The sequence below is a fragment of the Desulfitobacterium sp. genome, assembly GCF_982384815.1.
Genome location: NZ_CEVWNY010000034.1, coordinates 1 through 25,879, shown reverse-complemented (window position 1 = coordinate 25,879; position 25,879 = coordinate 1). Strand labels below are relative to the sequence as shown.

The following is a 25,879-nucleotide window of genomic DNA, read 5'->3' as shown; positions in this document are numbered from 1 at the left end:
CTTAATAAAGTTCTTAAGGATATTATTGTTAAGTACAAAACTATGGCGGGCTATGATGCTCCTTATGTGCCTGGATGGGATACCCATGGCTTGCCCATCGAGCAGCAGGTAATCAAGAAGTTAGGGGTTAACCGCCATGCGGTCTCTGTGGTAGAATTCCGGAAAATGTGCAAGGAATATGCTAAAAAATATATCGGCATCCAACGGGAGCAATTTAAAAGGCTTGGGGTGCGTGGTGATTGGCAGAACCCCTATTTGACTCTGGAAAAAGAGTACGAAGCTGCTCAAGTCGGTGTTTTTGGCAAAATGGCGAGAAAGAATTATATCTATAAGGGTTTGAAGCCTGTCTATTGGTGTCCTTCTTGTGAGACGGCACTGGCGGAAGCGGAGATCGAGTACGCGGAAAAGACTTCTGATGCCATTTTCGTTAAATTCCCGGTTCGTGATGGCAAAGGAGTCCTTACAGAAGGGAACACTTATGTTATAATCTGGACTACCACACCTTGGACACTACCGGCTAACTTAGCGATTACTCTCCATGAAGAGTTTGCCTATGTTCAAGTTCAGGTAGAAAATGAACATTGGCTGGTAGCAGAGGGTCTATTAGAAAACTTGCGCTCCACTTGGAATTTAGAACTAGCGGTGGAAAAGCGTTTTGTGGGTAAAGATTTAGAGGGAGTTATTTGCAAGCATCCTTTCCTTGATCGGGATTCTGTGTTGATTCTTGGCGATCATGTAACCCTTGAAGCCGGTACAGGCTGCGTTCATACCGCTCCCGGCCATGGGGAAGAAGACTTTAATGTGGGAAAAGGATATGGACTTCCTGTCCTTTGCCCTGTGGATCATCAAGGTAAATTTACCGCCGAAGGCGGAGTCTATGCCGGGATGAAGGTGGATAAAGCCAATCCGGAGATCATCGAAGATCTCAAGAATCGCAATGCTCTGGTTCACGCCGATAAGATCAAGCACAGCTATGCCCACTGCTGGCGCTGCAAAAACCCGATCATTTACCGGGCTACCGAACAATGGTTTGCTTCCATCGATGGCTTCCGCCAAGAGACTTTAGAGGAAATCGATAATGTTCAGTGGATTCCGGCTTGGGGTAAAGAGCGGATCTATAATATGGTGGCCGACCGGGGTGATTGGTGTATCTCCCGGCAACGGACCTGGGGTGTGCCCATCCCCATTTTCTACTGTGAGGATTGCGGGAAAGAAATCATCACTGATGAAACAATTGCCAAGGTTCAAGAGATCTTCCGTGAAGAAGGCTCTGATGCCTGGTTTGCCCGCCCGGCTGAAGAACTCTTGCCTGATGGTTTCACTTGCTCCTGCGGCGGCAAGAAGTTCCGCAAGGAGTCGGATATTATGGATGTTTGGTTTGACTCGGGAACCAGTCATACGGGAGTGTTGATGGAAAGAGAGGAGCTAACCTGGCCTGCCGATCTTTACTTGGAAGGCTCCGACCAACATCGGGGTTGGTTTAACTCTTCCTTGTCTACGGCGGTAGCGGCTTATGGCAAGGCTCCTTATAAAGCGGTTCTCACCCACGGCTTTCTTGTGGATGAAAAAGGTCGGAAAATGTCCAAGTCCTTAGGCAATGGTGTGGACCCCCTACAAGTGGCTAAGGATATGGGAGCGGATATTTTAAGACTTTGGGTATGTTCTGCCGATTATAAAAACGACGTAGCGGCGTCTCCGCGGATCATGAAGCAGATGTCCGAGGCTTATCGGAAGATCCGCAATACCTTAAGATTCCTGCTTAGTAACCTTAACGACTTTGATCCGGCTAGGGATCGGGTGGAGTTTAAGAATTTGCCGGAGATTGATCGTTGGGCCTTGCTGCAGCTGGGTAAAGTTATTGACCGGGTTCTTCAAGGCTATGAAAAATACGAATTCCACTGGGTATATCACACTGTTCATAACTTCTGTGCAGTAGAATTAAGTGCCATTTATTTGGATATTGTCAAGGATCGCCTTTATGTGGAAGGGAAAAACTCTACCCTGCGCCGGGCTTCTCAAACTGTGCTTTATCAAGTCCTTCACGCCCTTGTCCGTTTGATTGCTCCGGTATTGACCTTTACCGCCGATGAGATCTGGAGCTATGTTCCCGGCGTTGCCGAAGGCTCCTTAATTCAAACCGAAGAAATGCCAAAGGCTGATCCTGAGTGGATGGATGAAGCTTTGGAACAGAAATGGGATACTTTGCTGGCTGTCCGTTCCGAAGTTACCAGGGCCTTGGAAAAGGCACGCCAGGATAAACTGATCAACCATCCTTTAACTGCCCAAGTAGACCTTTATCCAAATGCGAAACTGGAGGAATTCTTAAAGGGTATTCCTAACTTAGCTGAAATTTTCATTGTTTCCGCGGTTAGGGTTCATAAAGCAGACGAAGAAAAACCGGAGGGAGTCACTCTAGCCGAGACTTTGGAGGGGTTAAGTATCGCTGTAAATTCCGCCGCCGGTGAAAAATGTGAGCGTTGTTGGATCTATGATACAAGAGTCGGTGAAAACCATGACCATCCCAGCTTATGCCCCCGTTGCGCCGGCGTTGTCAGCAATCTTTAACGGATCTTGATATGAATACGGAAATAGTTTTTAATATCACTATGGCTTAAGCGTAGATATTTTTTTAAGGAGTGCTGCAAACTATTTTTCCTAGTAGTAGTATGCAGCCCTCCTTCTTTGTTTAGAAAAACTGAGAAATATAATAGAACTTTTGGAAAAAGTTCATGGACAAGTGCTTAATAAATTAGTATCATAAAAATAATAAGTTGTTTACAAATACAAATTATTCTATAAATAATAAATAAAGAAGAGATTAATGTGATATAGGGTATGGATGTTATCCCAGTGCAGAGGTAGGAGATGAGAGGATGAAGCTCACAGAGGGCATTGCGAATCGCATTGTTGATTTGATTTATTCTGAAAGCGGGTTTCATGGTATCGTATGTGACACAGCAGGGAAAATAATTGCTGATTCGGCAAAGCAACGGGTTGGAATCGTACATAACGGTGCCCAACGCATTATGACAACCTCAATAAACGATATCCGAATTACAGCGGAGGATGAGGCTCAATCCCAAGGAAAGTTAAGAGAGGGACTTAATATTGCTATTACCTATGAGGGTGAAAAGGTGGGGACCTTTGGTGTCGCCGGGCCTCTGGACATAGTCATTCCAGTAGCTAAGGTTGCGGCGGCGATGGTTGCTTCCTTGCTCCGAGATGAGGAACTAAAAGAAATTCTGAAGGAACATGTGTCACGGATGGGTGAGGCCTTGGAACAGGCTGCCGGGGCGATTCAGGAAATGGCGGCCTCTTCTGAGGAAGTAGCCGGTGTAAGTCAGACTGTGGCCACGGAAGCTCAAGATGCTAAAAAGCAAGTCAAGGCTACGGAAGGGGTTCTGGAATTTATCCGCCGTGTCTCCAAGCAAACCAATCTTTTAGGCCTGAATGCAGCGATTGAAGCGGCCAGGGCGGGGGAACATGGTAAGGGGTTTTCGGTGGTAGCCGGGGAAGTTCGTAAACTGGCGGAGGAGAGTAATCGCTCAGCTAATGAAATTAATATTTTGCTAACTAAGTTTCAGAATACCATGGAAGAAGTCGTCAAAGGGGTATTTCAAAACAATGTGATTACCCAAGAACAAGCAAGAGCCACCCAGGAAATTGCTCAGATGGTTGAGGAGCTTCAGCAGGTTGGCAATGAGTTAAATACTCTTGCCAATAAGCTTTAAGATGAAGTTGTCTAAATTGTCCGATTATTAATTATTAGAAATGAGTTATACAATGTAGACGAAAGCCCCTTCCCTGATTATAATAAGATCAGCAAATAAATAATGTTCGAATGATTCCGGTAGGAGAGACCCAAAGTTTTGGGCGCCGAAGGAGAAACTTCCTGGATGTCGCAGATTCAGTAGGGGAAACTCTCAGGCAAAAGTACTGCTGGAAGACGAAACTCTGGAGAGCTTCTCAGATGAGAACACCAAAGGGGTAGCCATAGGGCAAATCTCTCAGGTTAAAGGACAGAGGTAACGCGACGCGTTATTTATCTGTCTTTTTATATTTTCTTTCATGTTTTTTTAAGATTAGTAAATACTGTTATTTTAAGGAGGTGTCCAAAGTGACAGAACTCAAAAGAACACCGCTTTATGAGGAACATCTAAAAGCTGGGGCTAAACTTATTGATTTTGGCGGTTGGGAAATGCCTGTCCAATATGCCGGAGTTATTGAAGAACACAAAACAGTGCGAAACAAAGCAGGGCTTTTTGATGTCTCTCATATGGGCGAAGTGGAGGTGAAGGGAAAGGAGGCCCTTGCCTTTATCCAGTACATATTGACCAATGATATTTCACGAATTCAGGACAATCAAATTCAATATTCCCCCATGTGTTATCCCGATGGGGGAATCGTGGATGACCTGCTGGTTTATCGCTATAACCAGGAACGGTTTTTCATAGTTGTTAATGCTTCTAATGCGGACAAAGATTTTTCTTGGATGCAAGAGCAGGCTGTGAATTATCAAGTACACCTTGAAAATCGCTCCCCTGAGTTTGCCCAATTAGCTCTGCAGGGGCCTTTGGCAGAAAAAATTCTTCAGAAACTTACAACTCTTGATTTAAGCCAAATTAAGTATTACTGGTTTACTCATGGAGAGGTAAATGGAGTTAGCTGCCTGATTTCCCGGACGGGGTACACAGGTGAAGATGGATTTGAACTATATTTTGCCCCGGAAACGGCTCCGGAAATGTGGCGGAAAATCCTTGAGGTAGGGGCAGAGGAGGGTGTGCAACCAATTGGTCTGGGAGCACGGGATACACTGCGCTTTGAAGCCCGCTTACCCCTATACGGCAATGAGCTGGGCCGTGATATTTCACCTCTGGAAGCAGGGTTGGGGGTCTTTGTCAGACTGGATAAGGAGAACTTCATTGGCAAGGAAGCCTTACAAGCTCAGAAGGAAAAGGGAGTACCCCGCAAGTTGGTAGGTCTGGAAATGATCGAACGAGGAATTGCCCGTTCTCATTATCCCTTACACAAGGAGGGGAAGGAAATCGGCTTTGTCACCTCAGGTTCTTTCTCACCGACCCTTAATAAAAATATCGCCTTAGGTCTGATTTCCTCAGAATATGCTCAAATGGGCGAAACCCTCGAAGTGATGATTCGGGGTAAAGCAGTAAAAGCCCAGATTATTCCCTCACAATTCTACAAACGGCACTAGCAGGCCGGAAAGTGAAACAAGGGGACAGTCCCTCTGTTTCAAAAAGCGTTGTCATGCTGAGCGCAGCCAAATGCATCATAAATGAAACAAGGGACCTGTCCCTCTGTTTCAACATATAAGGAGGAAAATTATTATGAATCCAGTGGAATTAAAGTACAACAAATCTCATGAGTGGGCAAAAGTAGAAGGTAACACAGTGACCATAGGAATCACTGATCATGCTCAAGATAGTTTGGGTGATGTGGTTTTTGTGGAATTACCGGATAACGATGCAACTGTAGAAGCGGGACAGGCTTTTGGAACCGTTGAGTCCGTTAAAGCTGTATCGGATATTAATTCCCCGGTAAGTGGTAAAGTGATCGAGTTCAATCAGGAGGTTCTCGATTCACCCGAACTGCTGAATAACGATCCCTACGGTGAGGGCTGGCTGATCAAAATCGAAGCTGACGACCTCAAAGAACTGGATAAATTAATGTCGGCAGCGGAATATGAGGCTTTTGTGGCAGAGGAGGGCTAATGATGAATTATGTGCCGAACACCGTAGACCAGCAAGAACAAATTCTTGCCCGGATAGGAGTCAACTCTTTTGAAGAGCTTTTTGCGGACATCCCGGAAAGCGTTCGGCGCCAAGCCCAATTGAAGATTCGGGAAGGAATGTCGGAGCTCGAATTAGTGAGATATATAGGTGACCTTGCTGCACAGAACAAAACTGTTGAAGAATATACTTCTTATCTGGGAGCGGGGGCTTATGAGCACTTTATTCCCAGCTATGTGGATCAGCTCCTGCTCCGCTCGGAATTCTATACGGCTTATACTCCTTACCAGCCGGAGATCAGCCAGGGAACCCTCCAAGCAATCTATGAATTTCAGACCCTTGTCTGTGAATTAACGGGAATGGATGGTGCCAATGCTTCTATGTATGATGGGGCATCGGCTTTAGCAGAAGCGGCTCTGATGAGCTGTGACGCCACCCGGCGAAAGAAAATCCTAGTCCCCCAGACTATTCATCCCGAATACCGGGAGGTATTGCATACTTATCTCCCGCCTCGCGGAGTGGAAATTGTCGGGATTCCTTATGAAGATGGGGTAGTTAACTTGGAAGCTCTGGAAAAAGAGCTTAATCAAGAGGTTGGGGCGGTTCTGCTGCAAAGTCCTAATTTCTTCGGTTCCATAGAGAAAGCCGAGGAAATTGCCCGGATGGCACATGCTAAGGGTGCTTTAATGGTTATGGTGGTAAACCCCGTTTCCTTAGGACTCCTTAAATCACCGGGGGAATTGGGCGCGGATATCGCTGTCGGTGAGGGGCAGCCCTTTGGCAATCCTCTGAACTACGGAGGCCCCTATCTTGGCTTCTTGGCCTGCCGGGATAAATATCTTCGCCGGATGCCAGGTCGGATTGTGGGAGCGACCAAGGACAAAAACGGCAAGAAGGGCTATGTGCTTACTCTCCAAGCCCGGGAACAGCATATCCGCCGGGAAAAGGCAGCCTCTAATATTTGTTCCAACGAAGCCCTTTGCGCCTTAGCTTTTACTATTCATTTATCTGGTCTGGGGAAAACCGGCCTCAAGGAAATGGCAAAGCTTAATCTGCAAAAGGCTCACTATGCCGCCCAAGAAATTGCGAAAGTTCCCGGGATGAAGCTGGCCTTTACCGGGCCCTTCTTCCACGAATTCGTGATCGCTACGGAAAAAAGCCCCGCCCAAATCAATGAGGAGCTGCTGAAACATCAAATAATTGGTGGCCTCGATCTTTCCCGGTTCTATCCCGAATTGGATCATCATCTTCTTTTCTGTGTAACAGAGACGAAGACTAAAGAAGATATTGATGGGCTAATCGCCAGATTGGGGGAGATTAAATGAAAGCTTTAGAGCCGCTTATCTTTGAATTGAGCCGCGAGGGAAGAACCGGGGTTAGCTTGCCTCCCTGCGATGTACCGGAAGCATCTTTGGAATCCTTAGTGCCGAGAGAATTCTTGAGAGAAAAGGAACCGGAATTGCCCGAAGTCTCCGAAGTGGATGTTGTCCGTCATTTTACAAGGCTTTCTACCTTCAATCATGGGGTCGATTCAGGTTTTTATCCCTTAGGTTCTTGTACTATGAAATATAACCCCAAGGTTAATGAAAAGTTAGCCCGCCTTCCTGGCTTTAGCCAGATCCATCCTTATCAGCCTGAGGAATTAACGCAAGGGGCCTTGGGTTTGATGTACGAGCTTCAGGCCGATCTTAAGGAAATTACCGGTATGGAGGCCTTTACTTTGCAGCCTGCTGCCGGAGCTCATGGAGAAATGACCGGTATCCTTATCATCAAGGCTTATCATGAGCATCGTCTGGACCTTAAACGGACGAAGGTTATCGTTCCGGATTCGGCCCATGGTACTAACCCGGCAACTGCTGCTATGGCTGGGTATGATATCGTGCAGGTTCCCAGCAATGAGCGGGGTGGGGTGGATATAGAGGCTTTGCGTCAAGTTGCCAACGAAGAAGTGGCAGCTTTGATGCTGACCAACCCTAATACCTTAGGTCTTTTTGATGAGAATATCTTAGAAATCGCCAAAATCGTTCATGATGTAGGTGGACTCCTCTATTATGACGGGGCCAATGCCAACGCCATTATGGGGATTGCTCGTCCCGGCGATATGGGCTTTGATGTAATCCATCTTAATTTGCACAAGACCTTTTCTACCCCTCATGGCGGTGGGGGACCGGGAGCAGGTCCTGTGGGAGTCAAGGAGTTTCTTGCTCCTTATCTGCCCAAGCCGGTGGTTGAGCGAACAGATGAGGGAAAATACTTCTTAAATTCCGATCGTCCCCTGTCTATCGGTCGAGTGCGGGCTTTCCAAGCCAACTTCGGGGTACTGGTAAAAGCCCATGCCTATATCAGGGCTCTAGGCGGGGAAGGGTTGACTGCGGCCTCGAAAAATGCTGTGCTCAATGCTAATTTCCTCATGAGTATCTTAAAAGAGCATTATTATTTACCTTATGACCGCATTTGCATGCATGAATTCATCATCACCCCAAAAAACCTTAAGTCCTTTGGTGTTCATACCCTGGATATCGCCAAAAGGTTAATGGATTATGGCTATCATCCACCGACTATCTACTTCCCTCTCATTGTCGAAGAGGCTATGATGATCGAGCCCACTGAGACGGAGAGCTTGGAAACCTTGGAGCAATTTGCGCAAGTCTTGATGCAAATTGCCGAAGAGGCAAGGTCTGATGTAGAAAAGGTGAAGAACGCTCCCCACAGCACTCTGGTCACTCGCTTAGATGAAACCGGGGCTGCTCGTAAGCCGGATCTCCGTTGGCGAAAGGCTGATTGAACGGACAAGAAATCTCCTCTCCTTATATTTTGTCGGGAGGGGAGATTTTTTTGGCTGTATAGTGAAAGTATCTCTTTTTATCAGAAGTAGAAATCTTTCGTAGGCGGATAATTTTTATTAGTTCTCATGTCCCTGAATACTTTGGGATATGCTAAGCAAAGATAAAGAATAGTTCTAACTCAAAGTAGTAATATTCAGACACAGATTTTTGGCGAATTATGGAGTATAATTAGTTAATGTGTGCTAGAGATAAAGTAAACTAAACCAAACCAGGAGGTAATTATAATGAATACCTTTAAAGTGCCGGTCGGAATTTCCAATCGTCATGTCCATCTCACCGAAGAACATATCGGCATCTTATTTGGGGCAGGCCATCAACTAACTAAAACTAAGGATCTATCCCAACCCGGTCAATTTGCCTGTGAAGAAAGTGTAACCTTAGTTGGACCTAAGGGATCTATGCCTAATGTGCGTGTTCTGGGACCGGCACGGAAAGCCACTCAAATCGAGCTGGCCGCCACTGATACCTTTAAGCTAGGCGTTAAGCCCCCTGTACGGGATTCGGGAGATATCGCCGGGACTCCGGGAATGGAACTTGTGGGCCCGGCAGGCAAAGTACAAGTTGATGCCGGAACCATTATTGCTGCCCGTCATATTCATATGACCCCGGAAGATGCCGAAAAATATGGCCTAAACGACGGTGATCATGTAAAAGTTCAGGTTACCGGACCGCGTGCCGGGGTCTTTGAGCGGGTCTTGATTCGGGTAAACCCCAATTATGCTCTGGACATGCATGTGGACACCGATGAGGGCAATGCTTTCGGTCTTAAAAATGGCGATTTACTGGACGTTATCATCGAAAAGTAAAACAAATTGCGCTATTGCAGCAATCGTAGCCATAAGTACTGAAAATAAATTATAGAACTCTAGGGAGTTCATGAGGGAAGGTTGACCGGATGGGAGACCTTCCCTTTTACTTTTTTGTGCGGATGTCGAATTATGAGGGGGGTCTGACACTCTTAAGATTCGACAAATAAGAGAAGCCTGGTCGCTCTTTCAGAGTGGCTAGGCTTCCTCGCGTTAATTGCTCTTATCAATAAATTAATAATATCCAAATAATTAGAAAATTGTGGTATAATCGCATTGTACAACTAATAGGGCTAGGTGGGCGGTCGATCCTCCATGAAAGGAGGTGAGGCTTATGAGTACGTATGAAGCATTGATGTATGCTGTGGCATTCGCGACTTTAATTGTATTAATAATTAACGGAATGCAAAAGAGCAAGTAGCCCATCCCTAGCAAGAGAGCTATTTGCTCCGACCTTAAATTGCCGCTCACTGCGGCTAGTTGTACAGCCGGGATGTTAGCGTCATCCCGGTTTTTATTTATATGCTATTTCTATATGTATTATACGATAATAAGCTATTAATATCAAGTTGACTGCTTTGTTCGTTAGTGTCAAGATTAGTCTTGCAAGAGAAAATAGTGTATCATAGAAGCAATGTTATTTTGGCTAATTCTAAGGGGGATGCCAATGCCGGAAGGTAAGAAGCTTAAGATCATCATCATCGGGGGAGGAGCGGCCGGTCTTTTTGCCGCGGTGATTGCCGGCCGTGCCGGAGCGGAGGTTACGATTCTAGAGAGGAATCAACGGGTCGGTAAGAAAATCTTAACCACAGGCAATGGGCGTTGTAATTTAACTAATACGGATCTGCACATTTCCCATTATCATGGCCAAACCCCCAAATTTGCTTATAGTGCTTTGCAAGCCTTTGATAATTTCCAAGCTATTGAGTTTTTCGAGGAGCTGGGAATTACCCATAAAGTAGAAGATGAAGGGAGGTTTTTTCCTTTTTCCAATCAAGCCTCCAGTGTCTTAGATGTCCTGCGTTATGAAGTGGAACGTTTGGGTATCGAGACGGTCCTGGAGTCCGAGGTAAAAGAAATTGTTAAGCTGGCCAAAGGTTTCGAGATATTGGACAAGAGTGGGAATAAGTATTCCGCTGATCGGGTTATTTTGGCTGCGGGAGGAAAGGCAGCTCCTAATTTAGGTTCCAATGGCAGCGGCTATGCTTTAGCAGAAAAACTGGGGCATCGGCTAGTGGAACCTTTTCCGGCCTTAGTGCAACTGAAGCTGGCAGAACCCTTTCTCAAACAGATCAAAGGGATTAAATTTGACGGAGCAGCGGAAATTTTGCATAAAGGAAAAACCTTGGCTCAAGCTCAGGGGGAAATTTTATTTACTGATTACGGGATATCGGGACCGCCAATTTTTCAATTAAGTCGTACTGCTGCCGAGTATCTTAAGAAGAACCGGGAAGTTTGGCTTAAAGTAGTAATGATCCCTACATGGTCTAAAGAAAAACTCGGTGAACACCTTAGAAAACGCCGGCAGGATCATCCGGAGAAAAGTGTGCACTTTAGTTTTGTGGGCTTTATCAATAAGCAACTGGCAGCGGTAGTATTAAAACAGGTAGGTATCGAAGATATCAATAAGCCGGTTTCCGCGTTAACGAGCCGGGAAAAGGAGGGTATACTTCACCTTCTGCAAGACTGGCGTTTCCAAGTGACCGGAACCAATAGCTGGACTGCTGCTCAAGTCACCGCGGGAGGAATCGATGTCCGGGATATTAACCCCGCTACAATGGAATCGAAGCTTGTACCGGGGCTGTATTTTGCCGGTGAGATTTTAGATATTGACGGGGACTGTGGGGGCTATAACCTGCAGTGGGCTTGGTCTTCGGGATATGTAGCCGGTAAAAATGCTGGGGGCGCGTGCGTATGATCGTTGAGTCAATTGCAGATCCTGACCTTTACGCTCCAGTTCAATCTAATGCCTTTTAGCTAATTCGATCTTTATTGTGAAGAGAGAACTGGATATAATAAAGATATTATGTTAAAAAGAAAAGATAGACAATAAGAGGAGAGAACTATGAGTACTAATTTTAAGGATAGCTCACCGCCTAAGGAGCATAGCTGGAAGGTTTGGTGGGAATTGATACGGCCACATACTTTGACGGCCGCCATTGTACCGGTTCTGCTGGGATCAATCTTGGCACTGCTGGAAGGTAAAAAGCATCTATTGCTTTTTGCGGCGATGATGATTGCCAGCATCCTTATTCAAGCAGCTACGAACTTATTTAATGAGTATTACGATTACAAACGGGGGCTGGATACGGAAAAGTCGGTGGGAATTGGCGGCGGTATTGTGCGCCATGGCATGTCACCCCGTTTTATCATGACCTTAGCCTTGATAATGTATGGTATCTCGGTATTATTGGGTGTCTACATCTGTGCCTCCTCTTCATGGTGGCTGGCGGTGGTTGGCTCATTTTGTATGTTAATGGGTTACCTCTATACGGGGGGGCCTTTTCCGATTTCCTATACACCTTTAGGAGAACTGTTTTCCGGCTTATTCATGGGCTTCTTGATTATTCTAATTGCTTTTTTCATTCAGACCGGCTATGTTTCAAGCACTGCTGTATTAGTTGCCGTTCCCAGCGGTATCCTTGTCGGTCTGATTAACCTAAGCAACAATCTCCGTGATCGGGATGGGGATAAAGCTAATGGACGGAAAACAATTCCGGTCGTTCTTGGACCGGAAAGGGCTATTACTTTTATGGGGGTTATGTTCGGCAGCGCTTATCTGTGGTTAGTTGGTCTTGTAGTTGCCGGAATTATTACCCCCTGGGCTCTTATCGCTTTATTCAGCATACCGAAAGCCATTCAAGCTACCAAGGGATTCGTTGGCAAGACAGAGCCCATCACGATGATGCCGGCAATGAAAGCTTCCGGGCAGACTAATACCTTTTTCGGGTTGCTTTTAGCCTTGGGCTTATTGATCGGTTATTTAACGTAGAATTAACTGGGAGCTTCCTTATAACTTAGATAAAACCCGCTTTTGGCGGGTTTACGTTTATTTTTTCAGACTTCCATATATATATACGATGGAAGAATTATATCGGGTCAAGATACTTCGCTAATCGCTCAGCATGACAAATGGCAAAACTATTAGTCATCCTGAGCATGTGGGTCGGATCTTCTACTTGGATGTTATAAGTCCGCGGTGAATGGAGGAGACAGCGGGAATGAGTGGGAAACTAAAGCTGGTTACTGCCATGTTGATCTTCGGCAGTATCGGCGTTTTTGTCAAAAACACAAATCTTTCTGCTAGTGAAATAGCATTTATACGAGGTGTTATTGGCAGTATTTTTTTATTCGGTATTAGTTTTATCCTTAAAAGCAAGATCTCCCTACGCAGGCTAAAGGAAAATGCCCTGCTGCTGATCCTTTCCGGTGCGGCGATTGGTTTTAATTGGATCTTGCTTTTTGAAGCCTATAATTATACTACGGTTCCTAATGCCACCTTGAGTTATTATTTTGCACCGATTTTTGTTATGGCCTTGGCTCCTTTTTTGCTTAAGGAAAAGCTTAGTCCGGTTAAGGTCGCCTCAATACTTATGGCTATGTTTGGGTTGGTGCTAATTATCTATAGCGGCGGGGACAATCTGGGAAGTGGTTATGATCATACTAAAGGGATATTGTTAGGTCTTGCCGCGGCAGCTCTTTATGCCGGTGTCATTATCATGAATAAGTTTATCAAGAACCTTTCCGGCTACGAAACAACCTTAGTACAACTGGTTATGGCGGCTCTAGTAATTTTACCTTATACCCTGAGCCAAACGGGTGCTTTTCAAGGATGGAATTCCTCATCGTTATTGTTTGTTCTTATCTTAGGTATTGTTCATACAGGAATTGCTTACTTCTTATATTTTTCAGCGGTTAAAGAACTAAAGGGGCAAACCATAGCTGTCTTAAGCTACATTGATCCTATCTCGGCGGTGGTTTTCGCGGCAATATTTTTGGGGGAAGGCATGAATCCGCTGCAAATCTTCGGCGGGTTATTGATCCTGGGCTCAACCTTTATGAGTGAACGAATCGGGGAGGCAAAATAGTAATGGGTCAAGATGCTTCACTGCGTTCAGCATGACATTCTGCTAGTGTCATCCTGAGTGCAAGCGAAGGATCTTTTGCGGGTTAGTATAGTGACAAAAGGTTTTATTACTAGTGTAGGATAACCGATTATTGGAGTGGATTAAAAGAGGAGGGAAGTGGATGAGTAATAGTATTGAGGCATTGGGCATCTTTGCCTGGTTTGGTTTTGTCCTTCCGTTTGAAGAACGAATCAACTTGATACGCGAAGCCGGCTTTGCAGGCACTTCTCTTTGGTGGGAGGATGAATTTGATCCTTTTCCTATGCCAAAGGAAAAAATGCCGGCATATGTAAGGGAAAAAGGCTTAATCCTGGAGAATATCCATGTACCTTGGTGTGATTCCAACCATTTATGGTCGGAAAATGATTCATTAAGAAAGGCAATCGTTGCTCAGCATACTCAATGGCTCTACGATTGCGCAAAGTTTGAGATCCCGATTTTGGTCATGCACCTCTGCGATGGGGAAAATCCTCCGGTTTTTAATCAATACGGGGTAGAAAGCTTGGGAGGGCTGGTCTGCCTTGCGGAGAAGCTGGGGGTCAAAATAGCCATGGAGAATACCCGGCGGCTCGAACTAGTATCCTCTGTTCTCCAAAATATCTCTTCAGACGCGTTGGGTTTTTGCTTTGACAGCTCACATCACCGACTCACCAATCAGGAAGACTTTCAGATTCTTGAAGTATATGGTGAGCGTTTATTAGCCACCCACCTATCGGATAACGACGGACTGGTTGATCGGCACTGGCTGCCCGGTCAGGGTAGTATTGATTGGTCGGGGTTAGTTAGTAATTTGCCCTGCTCCTATAAGGGATTTTTGACATTGGAAGCATATCCCAACCAGCTGGAAGCCCAAGGTTCGCCACGGGAGTTTTTGGCAAGGGCTTATGAGAGCATAAAAGGCATCCACAATCAAGTTAATAAAAGCCGTTAATAATATTAACCATAAGGCAGTTATAGCTCGGAAAGCTATGGCTGCTTTTTTACGCTATTCGGAAGGTATTTTTATTGTTTGCCGGGGAAAACTGAATTCTGAAGCCATTGGCGAGGTGAAAAGTATTGACACCCTCAAATAAGGAAAAAATGTTTGTCGAGAATATTCATGAAGATAATCATAAGGCTAACCGTGAGGACAAGGAGATTAATCAGTCCTTGGATTGGCAGGAATTGCAGGACAAGGTGACTCAGCTTTATTTAGTCATGGAAAGGATTAATCTTACGGATTATATTGCTTACCTCAATAATCCCCGCAGGCTTCTTTGGCTTAATTTCGGGGTTGGGCTGGTGAAGGGATTGGGGGGTGCTATCGGGGCCACGGTTCTTTTAGGCCTTTTAGTAATGTTTTTAAAGAATTTAGTCCTTCTAAATCTTCCCGTCATCGGCGGAGTTATTGGGGAAATCGTCAAAATTGTCAATGCCCATAACGGGTACTAGAGCAAGGAGGAGGCTCAACATGGAAGATGCCAAATATGCAAAGCTAGTTGAACAACTGAAGAAAGATAAGCAGGATGCCATGGAAACTTCCCGAGAATTGATTTCTGGGGATATGCGTGATTCTATTTCGGAGTTATCCTTAATCGATAACCACCCTGCCGATATTGCCACAGAAGTATATGAACGTTCAAGGGATGTAGCGATTCAGGATCGCCTTAAGCATCGAACCGATGCTATTGATTCCGCCCTTCAACGCTATGAAGAAGGCAAGTATGGTATTTGTGAGCGCTGCCAAAAGGAAATTCCCCTGGAGCGCTTAGAAGCTTTGCCCTATACTACGGTCTGTACTGCATGCAGCCGTTTAGAAGAAAAAGAGGAACAGCATAGTTTGCATCGTGATCCGGTAGAGGACGAGAATCTCAATATGCCTTTTTCAAGGACCTTTAACGATGGAACTGATCGGGTCGAATTTGATGGGGAGGATGCTTGGCAAGCGGTAGCCAGTTTTGGGACTTCTGATTCGCTGCAAGATCTCGGGACTAATCGTGATGTTAGTGATCCCAATGAACTTTATGAAGATGGCGACGAAGTGATCGGAGCGGTTCAAGCAGTGGAAACCCTTGAGGTTGAAGTGGAGCCAGGTTTCGGCAACACTGTATACTACGGAAGAAAACACGGTCGTACCTAAGATTGCTCATCCCTGCTTTTCTGTGATAAGATAAGATGAACTAGAAGTGGGGAGGGTATCGCTTGTTAATATGGCTAACCATGGCCGGGGTTTGGATTATCGATCGGGTAATTAAGGTATTAATTCAAGATAATTTTTTCCTCGGTGAGTCTGTAGTTATTTTACCGAAAGTACTTCATTTAACCTATGTCTTAAATCCAGGAGCCGCTTTTGGCTTATTACCCGGTCGATCTCGGATTTTTATCCTTACGGCCATTATTGTCCTGGTGGGTATTGTTATTGCCCAATATAAGATCCCTCGCGGAGAATGGTTAACCCGTTTGAGTCTGGGGCTAATCGGTGGTGGAGCTCTTGGGAATTTTTATGATCGATTGTTTATTGGCAAAGTAGTAGATTATTTCGATTTTCAAATCTGGCCTTTTGTCTTTAATTTTGCCGACAGTGCTATTGTGGTCGGGGTTGGCTTGATGATGTTGCATATATTTGTTCAGGACCACAGGGAACGGAAGCTCAATGATAAAAATAGTGGGGAAAGAAATGGAACGGGGATAGATAGGTTTGAAAAAGACTAACGAAGCTTTGCTTGTTGAAGAACAAGAATTGGAATACGAACCGGAGGAGGAAGGGGAGGTTAGGCTGGAGCTGGAACTTCCCGAAGGGACCCGCTTGGATGTGGGTGTTACCGAGATGGTGGAAAAGAGCCGGGCCTATGTCCAAGGTCTGATCTCTAAAGGCCATATTTTGGTTAATGGTGCAGTGAAAAAGTCTAATTATAAGATTCGCCAAGGGGACCGGATTCAGGTGGTACTGCCACCGCCGGAAGAGCTAAAGGTTGAAGCTGAGGCAATACCTTTGGATATTATTTATGAGGATGATGATCTCTTAGTGGTCAACAAACCACAGGGAATGGTTGTTCACCCCGCTCCGGGAGCTTGGACCGGTACTTTGGTTAATGCCCTTCTCCATCATTGTCAAAATCTTTCCGGGATTAACGGTGTACTTAGGCCGGGTATCGTTCATCGAATCGATAAGGATACTTCCGGTCTTTTAGTAGTGGCTAAAAATGATTTGGCCCATCATGGTTTAGCAGAGCAGATCAAAGCTCATAGCATGACCAGGCGCTATCAGGCAATTGTTCACGGAGTGATTTTTGAACCTTCCGGCACAGTAGATGCTCCCATTGGCCGGGACCCAAGCGATCGCAAAAAAATGGCGGTGGTTTTTCGCAACTCTAAAGACGCCGTAACTCATTATGAAGTCCTAGAGCGATTTCGGGATTTTACTTTCCTTCAAGCTCGCCTCGAAACGGGAAGAACCCATCAGATTCGCGTTCATATGGCTTATCTTAAGCATCCTGTCCTGGGAGACCCCTTATACGGACCAAGGAGGAACCCCTTTGAGCTACAAGCACAGATGCTCCATGCCCTGCTCTTAGGTTTTAAGCACCCAAGAACAGAAGAATATTTGGAGTTCAGCGCCTCACCTCCGGAAACTTTCCAAAAGGTTTTAGAAGCTATTCGTTGTCAGGAACTAGGGTAGCTTGAAATAAGTGTCTAATTAATATCTTCGATCTGCCAATCAATGGGTTTCTCCCCTTGGGATACTAAAATATTATTGACCTTAGAGAATGGTCTGCTGCCGAAAAATCCGGCATAGGCAGAGAGAGGGCTGGGATGAACAGATTTAATAATAAAATGTTGGGGATTCTTGATAATATTTTCCTTAGCTTGAGCATTTTTCCCCCAAAGGATAAACACTACGGGCTCCTTGCGCTGATTCAAGAGGGTGATCACTTTATCCGTAAATTGATGCCATCCTATCTGAGCATGAGAGTTGGCTTGACCGGCGCGAACCGTCAGAGAAGTGTTTAGGAGCAAAACTCCCTGATCTGCCCATTTTTTAAGGTAGCCATGGTTGGGGATCCTGCAGCCAAGGTCGCTGGCCAATTCCTTAAAGATATTTTGTAAAGAAGGTGGGGCCGGTACACCGGGTTTGACGGAAAAACTCAATCCATGAGCTTGGTTGGGACCATGGTAGGGGTCCTGTCCTAGGATTACCACCTTCACATCTTTGTAAGAAGTAAAGTGCAGTGCGTTAAAAATATCATACATATCGGGATATATGGTTCGGGTTCGGTATTCCTGAATCAAATACTTTCTCAGTTTCTGATAATATTCCTGATGAAATTCATCCTTTAATAGTTCATGCCAATCATTTTTTAATATTTGCATTTTTATCACCCTTAGTATTATATCATAGCGTAGGTGATGATTTTTCAACAATCTTCGATTGACAAGGGACAAAATGTAATATAGACTAAACTAAATGAAGCCTTTAAAATGGTCCCGTGAGACACAGAAGGCAGGAAGAGGTAGGTAAACTGTCTGCTGTGAGTAGGCAGTTTTTTTATTCAGCCAGTTTTCTTTAGCGAATTCTGAAAGGAGTGCAAGCTTTGGAAGGAATCACAAAAAGCAAGATTCTTGATGCCGACGGAATTCGCCGGGCAATCACTCGAATCGCCCATGAAATCGTGGAAAAAAATAAAGGGACGGAGGATGTTGTCCTGATTGGCATCCGCCGCCGCGGTGTTCCCTTAGCAGTACGAATTCAAAACCGAATCGAGGAATTCGAAGGGGTAAAACTTCCGTTAGGGATCTTGGATATTACCTTATATCGAGATGACTTAAGTCGAATCGATGTTCAACCGGTGGTTCATCAGACCGAGGTGCCATTTAATATTGAAGGGAAAACCGTCGTCTTAGTAGATGATGTCCTCTATACCGGACGTACGGCCCGGGCGGCTTTAGATGCAACCATGGATCTGGGCCGTGCCGAGAAAATTCAACTTGCGGTCTTGATTGACCGGGGACATCGTGAGTTACCGATCCGTGCTGACTACGTAGGCAAAAATCTTCCCACTTCAAGTCGTGAAATAGTATCAGTATGCATCAAAGAGATTGATGAGACGGAAGAGGTTCTTTTGCTGGATCGTGTGGATTGAGTCAGGACAAGATACTTCACTGCGTTCGGTATGACAGAGCGCGGGTGTCATCCTGAGCCTGGGCGAAGGATCTTTCCAGAGTAACGAGTGCATTAAATTAGCGATAATAATATTATATGCCCTTTAAGAGCTTTCCAGAGAGTGAGCCAAGGGTGGAGAATACGGGATACGTGTATCCTTATATCCTCTTGCCTTTGGGTAAGAGGATTTTTTTTGGCTAATCAGGAAGTATAAGTTTCACGGCGCACAAGGGCAACCAACGGAAGGAGATAAAATTATGGGCTGGACAAGGAAGGACATTCTGCATATTGAAGATCTTAATTTAAAGGAAATCCAGACGATTCTCAACACAACCAAACCAATGAAGGAAATCTTAGGTCGGGCGGTAAAAAAATTACCGACTTTCCGCGGCAAATCCGTATACACCTTATTTTTTGAATCCTCTACCCGTACCAGAACCTCCTTTGAGACAGCCGCAAAGATCCTCGGTGCAGATACGGCTAGTTTGGCAGTTGCCCAAAGCAGTGTCAATAAAGGTGAGAGCTTACTGGACACGGCAAGAACCTTGCAAGCCATGAAGCCGGATATCGTTGTTATTCGCCATGCCAGTTCCGGAGCGGCTCATTTTCTGGCTAAGGAATTAAAAGCAGGGGTAATCAATGCCGGAGATGGGCAACATGAACACCCTACCCAAGCCTTATTGGATCTGTTTACCATGCAGGAGCGCTTGGGCAGTGTGGAAGGACGTAAGATTCTTCTGGTCGGAGACATACTACACTCACGGGTTGCTCGCAGCAATGTTTGGGCACTTAAAAATTTGGGGGCCGAAGTAGTCTTGGTAGGACCACCTACCCTGCTCCCGCCCGAGATTAAATCCTGGGGGGTAAAAACCACCTATAACTTAGATGAAGAGCTGGCCGGAGCGGATGTAATCATGGCTCTGCGACTGCAGTTAGAACGGCAGCAGGCTGGGTTACTCCCTAGCCTGCGGGAATATACTCAACTCTACGGAATTACCGAGGAGCGGGTCCGCCGAACGGGGAAGGAAACTTTGATAATGCACCCGGGGCCGGTGAATCGTGGAGTAGAGATCGATAGTAGCATCGTCAATTCTCCACAATCGGTGATAGAAGAACAGGTAACCAATGGAGTTGCCGTGAGGATGGCCATTATGTATTTATTGTTGGGAGGTACGAGTAATGTTGCTAATTAAAAATGCACAAGTAATCGATCCTGCTCAGGAGGTTTTTGGCCCTAATGATATTTTGATAGGGGAAGGGAGAATCCTCGAGCTTAAAAAGGAAATAAAAGAAGCGGAAATCAAGGAAAAGTTCGGAGAGGCCGCTGCTTGGGAGGAACTGGACGCTACAGGGAAATACCTGTTCCCGGGACTGATCGATGTGCACACCCACCTGCGGGAACCGGGCAGGGAGGATAAGGAGGATATCCGCAGCGGCTCCCGAGCAGCGGTACGAGGTGGATTTACCGCCATTCTGGCCATGCCTAATACGACACCGATTATCGATCAACGAGCCTTAGTGGAGTTCGTGATCAATCAAGGGAAAAAAGCCGGTTTGGCACGAATCTATCCAATAGCGGCCATGACTAAGAAGGAAGAAGGAAAAGAGCTGGTGGAAATGGCTGAGCTGGCGTCCGCAGGAGCGGTGGCCTTTTCCGATGATGGTAAGGGTTTGCAGAGTGCGGAAATGATGCGCTTAGCCTTAGAATACGCCAAACTGACGAATTGCCCCGTTGTAAGTCATTGTGAAGATGAAAGCCTGGCCTACAAAGGGGCTATGCACCGAGGAATAGTGAGTATGCGATTGGGTCTAAAGGGTATTCCCAGCAGCGCGGAAAGTGTAATGGTGGCCCGGGACATTCTCCTGGCGGAAGAAGGAGGCGGCAAGCTTCACCTGGCCCATATCTCGGCCAAGGAAAGCGTTGAACTGATCAGGCAGGCCAAGAGCAGAGGCGTGGATGTAACTGCCGAAGTCAATCCCCATCATCTGATCTTCACCGATGAAGCAATCGCCATGTCCCCTTATGCCACAGTATATAAAGTCAATCCTCCCCTGCGTACTGAGGCTGATCGGCAAGCCTTAATCGAGGGACTATTGGACGGGACTATTGATATGTTGGCGACCGACCATGCTCCCCATACTTGGGAGGAAAAAACCAACCCCTTTGATGAAGCACCCTTTGGTATCTCAGGGTTGGAGACGGCTCTGGCTGCCGTATGGCAGCACCTGGTGGCACCGGGCATCCTTCCTGTGGAAGTCTTGATTAGGGCTTGGAGTCAGGTACCCGCTCAGAGGTTTAACCTTCCCGGTGGTTCCCTAAAACCGGGAACCCCAGCGGATATGGTTCTTTTTGACCCCGGGCATTCAGAACTAATAGAAGCAGAAAAGCTGGCCAGCAAAGGCAAGAACACACCTTTCCTGGGGCAAAGCTTAAAAGGTTTCCCCGTGAAAGTTTGGATAGACGGCAACCCAGTCTGGGACAGGTGAAACAGGGGGACAGGTACACTGTTTCACGTAAATAGATTGTTATCCTAGAGGCCATAAAGGAGCCTTAGCATTAACGGAATAGGGAACCAGCAGATTGTCCCGATATTTGATGAAGAGAACGGTAAAAGTGAAACAAGGGACCTGTCCCCTTGTTACAAATTAGGAGGGTAATATGAGTAAGAGTAAGTGGAAAAAAGTATTGGTGATTGGTTCCGGTCCCATCGTCATCGGACAAGCGGCGGAATTTGATTATGCGGGAACTCAGGCTTGTCGTGCCTTACGGGAAGAAGGGGTGGAGGTAGTCCTGGTGAACTCCAACCCCGCTACCATTATGACGGACCAAGAAGTAGCGGATCGGATCTATATTGAACCTCTTACTATAGAATTTTTAGAGCGGATCATTGAAAAAGAAAGACCGGACGGAATTCTGCCGAATATGGGAGGACAGACAGGTCTGAATCTAGCTTTCCAATTAGCGGAGAAAGGGATCCTCGCACGTTGCGGTGTGACCCTTCTGGGCACCTCCTTGGAGGGCATTACCAAGGCAGAAGACAGGGAGCATTTCCGCACCCTCATGGAGGAGATTGGCGAACCTGTGCCTCCCAGTGTGATCGTCTCCGGCGTGGAGGAAGCCCTGCAATTTGCCGAAGAGATCGGTTATCCTGTGATTGTCCGCCCAGCCTATACCTTAGGAGGTACTGGTGGGGGAATTGCCCATGATCACCAGTCCTTGAGAGAAATCGCCAAAAGTGGTATTCAGGCCAGTTTGATCGACCAAATCCTTGTGGAAAAAAGTGTGGCCGGTTGGAAAGAGATAGAATTCGAAGTTATCCGGGATCGCCAAGGCAATAGTATAACGGTCTGCCATATGGAGAATCTTGATCCGGTAGGAGTCCATACCGGAGATAGTATTGTAACGGCTCCTTGCCAGACTTTGACAGATCTAGAACTTCAAACTCTCGGCAGCTCTGCCCACAAAATAGTGGCAGCCTTAAAAATTGAAGGGGGCTGTAATGTTCAATATGCTCTGCATCCGGAGAGGCTAGAGTATGTAGTAATTGAGGTAAATCCACGCTTAAGCCGCTCTAGTGCCTTAGCCTCGAAAGCCACCGGCTACCCCATTGCTAAAGTGGCGGCTAAAATTGCTCTTGGTTATACTCTCCCGGAGCTGACTGTGGGCGGAAAAACCTCAGCCTACTTTGAACCTGCCGTTGATTATGTGGTTATCAAAATCCCCCGCTGGCCTTTCGACAAATTCTCGGAAGCAGATCGGCGCCTAGGGACTCAGATGAAAGCCACCGGCGAAGTAATGGCTTTGGGACGAAATCTGGAAACAGCTTTGCAAAAGGCCGTCCGCAGTTTGGAGATCAAAGCTTTTGGACTGCTTTTGCCGGAATTGGAAGCTCTTGCCGATGAAGTTATTCTCGAACGTTGCCGCAAACCTGACGATCAGCTGCTCTTCATCATGGCCGAGGGCTTGAGAAGAGGCATGGAACTGGAACAAATTCAAAAGGCCAGTGGTTGGAACCTTTATTTCCTGAATGTTCTTCAAAGAATAGTCAACCTCAGCAAGGCTCTTCAGGATTCCCCTTGGGATGAGGAACTATTAGTAAAGGCCAAGAGCTTGGGCTTTGCCGATCGGGAGATTGCTCGCTTGTGGCAGACTACCGAAGAAGAGCTCTACGTCTATCGTCAAGGCAAAGATATTCGCCCGGCTTTCAAAATTGTGGATACCTGCGCCGGCGAATCCGCAGCCTTAAGTCCTTATTTCTATTCTCACTACGATCAGAAAAATGAGGCACTTCCTTCAAACAAGCGCAAGGTAGTTGTTTTGGGCTCCGGACCCATCCGTATCGGTCAGGGGATCGAGTTTGATTATTGCTCAGTACACTCGGTACTGGCTCTTAAGCAGGCTGGGCTAGAAACAATCATTATTAACAATAACCCGGAGACAGTGTCTACGGACTTTGATACTGCGGATCGTCTCTACTTCGAGCCTCTGACTTTAGAGGATGTCTCGGCGGTCTTGGATCTTGAGAGGCCGGAAGGAGTAATTGTTCAATTCGGTGGACAGACCGCTATTGGCTTAGCCAAACCCCTTGCCCAGCGGGGTTATAGGATTTTGGGCACCAGCATTGAGGATATTGACCGGGCAGAGGAGCGGGGACTCTTTGACGAGGTTCTCAACACCATCGGCGCCAAACGGCCCAAGGGTGGTCAAGCTTCTTCCTTGGCGGAAGCTGAAGCTGTAGCGGCCCGCATCGGTTACCCGCTGATGATTCGCCCCTCCTTTGTACTCGGTGGCCGGGCCATGGAGATCGTTTACTCCGCCGCAGAACTTGAAAAAGTCGTCAACCGTGCCATGGCTGATTTCCCCGGTCAAGAGTTATGGATGGATCAGTATTTGGTGGGGACTGAGGTGGAGGTAGATGCTATTTCCGACGGAAAGAATGTGGGTATTCCCGGAATTATGGAACACCTGGAGAGAGCAGGAGTTCACTCGGGAGACTCCATCGCCGTGTACCCTCCTCTGAGCTTATCTCAACCCTTAATAGAACGAATCACTATACTGACCACGGAAATCGCTCGGGCCTTGAACGTTTTGGGCCTCTTGAATATTCAGTATGTGATCTACCAAAATGAAGTTTATGTTATTGAAGTGAATCCGCGCTCCAGTCGAACGGTACCTTTTATAAGCAAAGTCACCGGCCTGTCTATCGTGGATTATGCTACAGAGGTCATCCTTGGCAAGACCCTGGAGGAGCTGGAGCTGCCTTTGGGGTTATGGCCTGTCCCGGAAAGAGTAGCGGTCAAGGTTCCTGTCTTCTCCTTCTCCAAGCTTCATCGGGTAGAACCTTCTTTGGGACCGGAGATGAAATCTACAGGAGAGGTAATGGGTGTGGATCGAACCTATGAAAAAGCTCTCTACAAAGCCCTCTTAGCCGGAGGTTTCAACATGTCTGCCCATGGCAGCTTGCTGGTGACCTTAGCAGATCGTGACAAACAAGAGGGGCTGCCCTTAGTCAAAAAGTTTGTGGACTTGGGCTTTAGAATTCTCGCCACAGAAGGAACGGCAAAAGTCCTCCGTGAAGAGGGGATTGAGGTGATTTCGGTAGCTAAGCTTCATCAAGGCTCCACGGAAATTACTGATGCTATTCGGCAAGGTCGCATTCAATGTGTCCTAAATACTACCACCCACAGTAAGAAACACGAGAGCGATGGTTTTGCCATTCGCCGCAGAGCGGTGGAGCAAGGAATTCCCTGTTTTACCAGCTTGGATACGGCCTCAGCTTGGGTTCATGTGCTCATGTCCTTTTTGCCCAGCCTGATGCCGATCCATTAAGGAAAAATGGGGACAGGTACCTTTTACAGTAGCTCTTAAACAGAGCAAACAAAGGATTTGTAGCGGGTGATTAAGTTTAGAAAGGACGGGATGGAATTGCTCGAGAAGGCAAAAATTATAGTCCATGACTCACTGGGTGACCCACAGTATAAAATCAGGAAGCTGGTTCTCCGGACTGAAATTGCCCGGGGGGCCCAACCCGGACAATTTGTCCACGTGCAAGTGGGCAAAGGGCTGGATCCTTTGTTACGCCGCCCTATCAGCATTGCCGATATTAACCGGGAAGCCGAGGAAATAACCTTGCTCTACCGGTTAAAGGGTAAGGGAACAGAGTTATTAGCCGAAAGGATAGTTGGGGAGGAACTCAGCGTGATGGGGCCCATCGGCAGCGGCTTTACCCTTCCAGATCAGGGTAAGCTGATTTTAGTGGCTGGAGGAATTGGCGTCTTTCCCCTCCTGCCTTTAGCTAAAGCGGCCAGAGAAAAGGGTCTTTCCACAAGTCTTTTTTGGGGTGGGGAAAACGAGGGGTTCTTCAAGAGTGCCGGACTCAAAGATTGGGAGGAAGCGGCCATTCCAGTTTTTCTTAGCTCCATGGATGGGAGCGTCGGCGAGAAGGGCAATGTACTGGAATTAATTAAGAAGTCCCCAGGACCTTTAATGCCCGGAAAATCACCCCTCTCGGTAGCGATTTGCGGCCCTAACGTGATGATGAAGTTTGTTAGCGAATACTTCGTAGAAGCTGGAGCTTCTGTGGAGGTTTCTCTGGAAGAACGGATGGGTTGTGCTGTGGGTGCTTGTCTAGGCTGTATTTGCACCCTAAAAGATGAAGCAAGTGGGGCAGTTCGTAGAGCTAAGGTCTGCAAAGATGGTCCTGTGTTTAAGGGGAAGGAGGTGCTTTGGGATTATGAAGGTTGATCAAAATGTAAATCTCGGTCCTTTAACCCTAAGGAATCCTGTGATCACCAGTTCAGGAACTTACGGCTTCGGGGACGAATACGCCCCTTATTGTCCGGTCGAAAGTTTAGGCGGAATCACTCTCAAAGGAATTACCCCTGAGCCCCGTCTTGGTAACCCGGTACCCCGGTTGGCGGAGACCCCTGCCGGGTTGCTTAACTCCGTAGGACTGGAAAACCCCGGCTTAGAAGAATTTCTTAAATCTTATCTCCCCAAAGTTCGGGAACTACCTACTACAGTTATTGCTAACATTTCCGGGTTTTCTCTAAAGGATTATGAGATTATGGCTGCTGCCTTTCAAAAGGGCTCTGGGATTGATGCTATTGAGGTCAATATTTCCTGTCCTAATGTGAAACATGGCGGAATGCATTTTGGCACCCATCCGGATAGTGCCGAAGAGGTAATAGCTTTGGTCAGGGCCAATACGGA

The 25,879-nt window shown here is 46.6% G+C and carries 22 protein-coding genes, 1 pseudogene and 2 riboswitches; of the genes and pseudogenes, 22 read left to right on the top strand and 1 reads right to left on the bottom strand.

Annotated features, from left to right (window positions below):
* From ileS to AC1U9U_RS07340, 16 genes and pseudogenes are all read left to right on the top strand, one after another.
* Window positions 1-2,565: isoleucine--tRNA ligase (gene ileS / locus AC1U9U_RS07415; RefSeq protein WP_479959913.1), on the top strand; the 2,565-nt coding region annotated here is incomplete at its 5' end.
* Between the two features lie 308 nt (window positions 2,566-2,873).
* Window positions 2,874-3,266, top strand: a pseudogene (locus AC1U9U_RS07410) (sugar diacid recognition domain-containing protein); the annotation flags it as partial.
* Window positions 3,264-3,731 carry a methyl-accepting chemotaxis protein gene (locus AC1U9U_RS07405; protein ID WP_479959915.1) on the top strand — a complete coding sequence of 156 codons (468 nt, stop codon included), beginning with the start codon at window positions 3,264-3,266 and terminating at the stop codon, window positions 3,729-3,731. The pseudogene AC1U9U_RS07410 and the gene AC1U9U_RS07405, both read left to right, overlap by 3 nt.
* 110 nt (window positions 3,732-3,841) lie before the next feature.
* Window positions 3,842-3,949, top strand: a riboswitch (glycine riboswitch).
* Between the two features lies 1 nt (window position 3,950).
* A riboswitch (glycine riboswitch) is annotated at window positions 3,951-4,027 on the top strand.
* Between the two features lie 90 nt (window positions 4,028-4,117).
* On the top strand, window positions 4,118-5,212 hold the full coding sequence (gene gcvT, locus AC1U9U_RS07400) for a glycine cleavage system aminomethyltransferase GcvT (protein ID WP_479959912.1): 1,095 nt from the start codon (window positions 4,118-4,120) through the stop codon (window positions 5,210-5,212).
* 133 nt (window positions 5,213-5,345) lie between these two features.
* Window positions 5,346-5,729, top strand: a complete 384-nt coding sequence (gcvH, locus tag AC1U9U_RS07395; RefSeq protein ID WP_479959911.1) for a glycine cleavage system protein GcvH — start codon at window positions 5,346-5,348, stop codon at window positions 5,727-5,729.
* 2 nt (window positions 5,730-5,731) lie between these two features.
* Entirely contained in the window at window positions 5,732-7,072 is a 1,341-nt protein-coding gene (gcvPA, locus tag AC1U9U_RS07390; protein ID WP_479959910.1) for an aminomethyl-transferring glycine dehydrogenase subunit GcvPA, read from the top strand.
* Window positions 7,069-8,532 carry an aminomethyl-transferring glycine dehydrogenase subunit GcvPB gene (gcvPB, locus tag AC1U9U_RS07385; RefSeq protein WP_479959909.1) on the top strand — a complete coding sequence of 488 codons (1,464 nt, stop codon included), beginning with the start codon at window positions 7,069-7,071 and terminating at the stop codon, window positions 8,530-8,532. The genes gcvPA and gcvPB overlap by 4 nt, the downstream gene beginning before the upstream one ends.
* A gap of 285 nt (window positions 8,533-8,817) precedes the next feature.
* Window positions 8,818-9,399 (top strand): phosphate propanoyltransferase, encoded by a 582-nt coding sequence (locus AC1U9U_RS07380; protein ID WP_479959908.1) that lies wholly within the window; start codon window positions 8,818-8,820, stop codon window positions 9,397-9,399.
* Between the two features lie 661 nt (window positions 9,400-10,060).
* A complete protein-coding gene (locus AC1U9U_RS07375; protein ID WP_479959907.1) occupies window positions 10,061-11,317 on the top strand; it encodes a BaiN/RdsA family NAD(P)/FAD-dependent oxidoreductase in 1,257 nt (418 codons plus the stop codon).
* Between the two features lie 147 nt (window positions 11,318-11,464).
* On the top strand, window positions 11,465-12,391 hold the full coding sequence (locus AC1U9U_RS07370) for a 1,4-dihydroxy-2-naphthoate polyprenyltransferase (protein ID WP_479959906.1): 927 nt from the start codon (window positions 11,465-11,467) through the stop codon (window positions 12,389-12,391).
* Between the two features lie 229 nt (window positions 12,392-12,620).
* Window positions 12,621-13,487 (top strand): DMT family transporter, encoded by an 867-nt coding sequence (locus AC1U9U_RS07365; protein WP_479959905.1) that lies wholly within the window; start codon window positions 12,621-12,623, stop codon window positions 13,485-13,487.
* Between the two features lie 160 nt (window positions 13,488-13,647).
* A complete protein-coding gene (locus tag AC1U9U_RS07360) occupies window positions 13,648-14,457 on the top strand; it encodes a sugar phosphate isomerase/epimerase family protein (protein WP_479959904.1) in 810 nt (269 codons plus the stop codon).
* A 149-nt stretch (window positions 14,458-14,606) separates the two neighbouring features.
* Window positions 14,607-14,957 carry a DUF5665 domain-containing protein gene (locus AC1U9U_RS07355; RefSeq protein WP_479959903.1) on the top strand — a complete coding sequence of 117 codons (351 nt, stop codon included), beginning with the start codon at window positions 14,607-14,609 and terminating at the stop codon, window positions 14,955-14,957.
* Between the two features lie 19 nt (window positions 14,958-14,976).
* A complete protein-coding gene (locus tag AC1U9U_RS07350) occupies window positions 14,977-15,645 on the top strand; it encodes a TraR/DksA C4-type zinc finger protein (protein ID WP_479959902.1) in 669 nt (222 codons plus the stop codon).
* A gap of 62 nt (window positions 15,646-15,707) precedes the next feature.
* The gene (gene lspA / locus AC1U9U_RS07345) at window positions 15,708-16,217 is read left to right on the top strand and encodes a signal peptidase II (protein ID WP_479959901.1); all 510 of its coding nucleotides are present in this window, start codon (window positions 15,708-15,710) and stop codon (window positions 16,215-16,217) included.
* A complete protein-coding gene (locus AC1U9U_RS07340) occupies window positions 16,204-17,184 on the top strand; it encodes an RluA family pseudouridine synthase (protein ID WP_479959900.1) in 981 nt (326 codons plus the stop codon). Before lspA ends, AC1U9U_RS07340 begins: the two co-directional genes overlap by 14 nt.
* Before the next feature lie 14 nt (window positions 17,185-17,198).
* Here the strand turns inward: AC1U9U_RS07340 and AC1U9U_RS07335 are convergent, their stop codons facing one another.
* Window positions 17,199-17,876, bottom strand: a complete 678-nt coding sequence (locus AC1U9U_RS07335; protein ID WP_479959899.1) for a uracil-DNA glycosylase — start codon at window positions 17,874-17,876, stop codon at window positions 17,199-17,201.
* 221 nt (window positions 17,877-18,097) lie between these two features.
* Here AC1U9U_RS07335 and pyrR point away from each other — a divergent pair, with 221 nt between their 5' ends.
* From pyrR to AC1U9U_RS07305, 6 genes are all read left to right on the top strand, one after another.
* Window positions 18,098-18,646, top strand: a complete 549-nt coding sequence (gene pyrR, locus AC1U9U_RS07330; protein WP_479959898.1) for a bifunctional pyr operon transcriptional regulator/uracil phosphoribosyltransferase PyrR — start codon at window positions 18,098-18,100, stop codon at window positions 18,644-18,646.
* Window positions 18,647-18,923: 277 nt separating this feature from the next.
* Window positions 18,924-19,859, top strand: a complete 936-nt coding sequence (locus tag AC1U9U_RS07325) for an aspartate carbamoyltransferase catalytic subunit (RefSeq protein WP_479959897.1) — start codon at window positions 18,924-18,926, stop codon at window positions 19,857-19,859.
* Complete coding sequence (locus tag AC1U9U_RS07320) at window positions 19,846-21,153, top strand: dihydroorotase (RefSeq protein WP_479959896.1); 1,308 nt, start codon at window positions 19,846-19,848, stop codon at window positions 21,151-21,153. Before AC1U9U_RS07325 ends, AC1U9U_RS07320 begins: the two co-directional genes overlap by 14 nt.
* 172 nt (window positions 21,154-21,325) lie before the next feature.
* The gene (gene carB, locus AC1U9U_RS07315) at window positions 21,326-24,496 is read left to right on the top strand and encodes a carbamoyl-phosphate synthase large subunit (RefSeq protein ID WP_479959895.1); all 3,171 of its coding nucleotides are present in this window, start codon (window positions 21,326-21,328) and stop codon (window positions 24,494-24,496) included.
* A gap of 90 nt (window positions 24,497-24,586) precedes the next feature.
* Window positions 24,587-25,411 (top strand): dihydroorotate dehydrogenase electron transfer subunit, encoded by an 825-nt coding sequence (locus AC1U9U_RS07310; RefSeq protein WP_479959914.1) that lies wholly within the window; start codon window positions 24,587-24,589, stop codon window positions 25,409-25,411.
* Window positions 25,401-25,879, top strand: a 479-nt coding sequence (locus tag AC1U9U_RS07305) for a beta/alpha barrel domain-containing protein (protein ID WP_479959894.1), incomplete at its 3' end; no start/stop codon positions are given. The genes AC1U9U_RS07310 and AC1U9U_RS07305, both read left to right, overlap by 11 nt.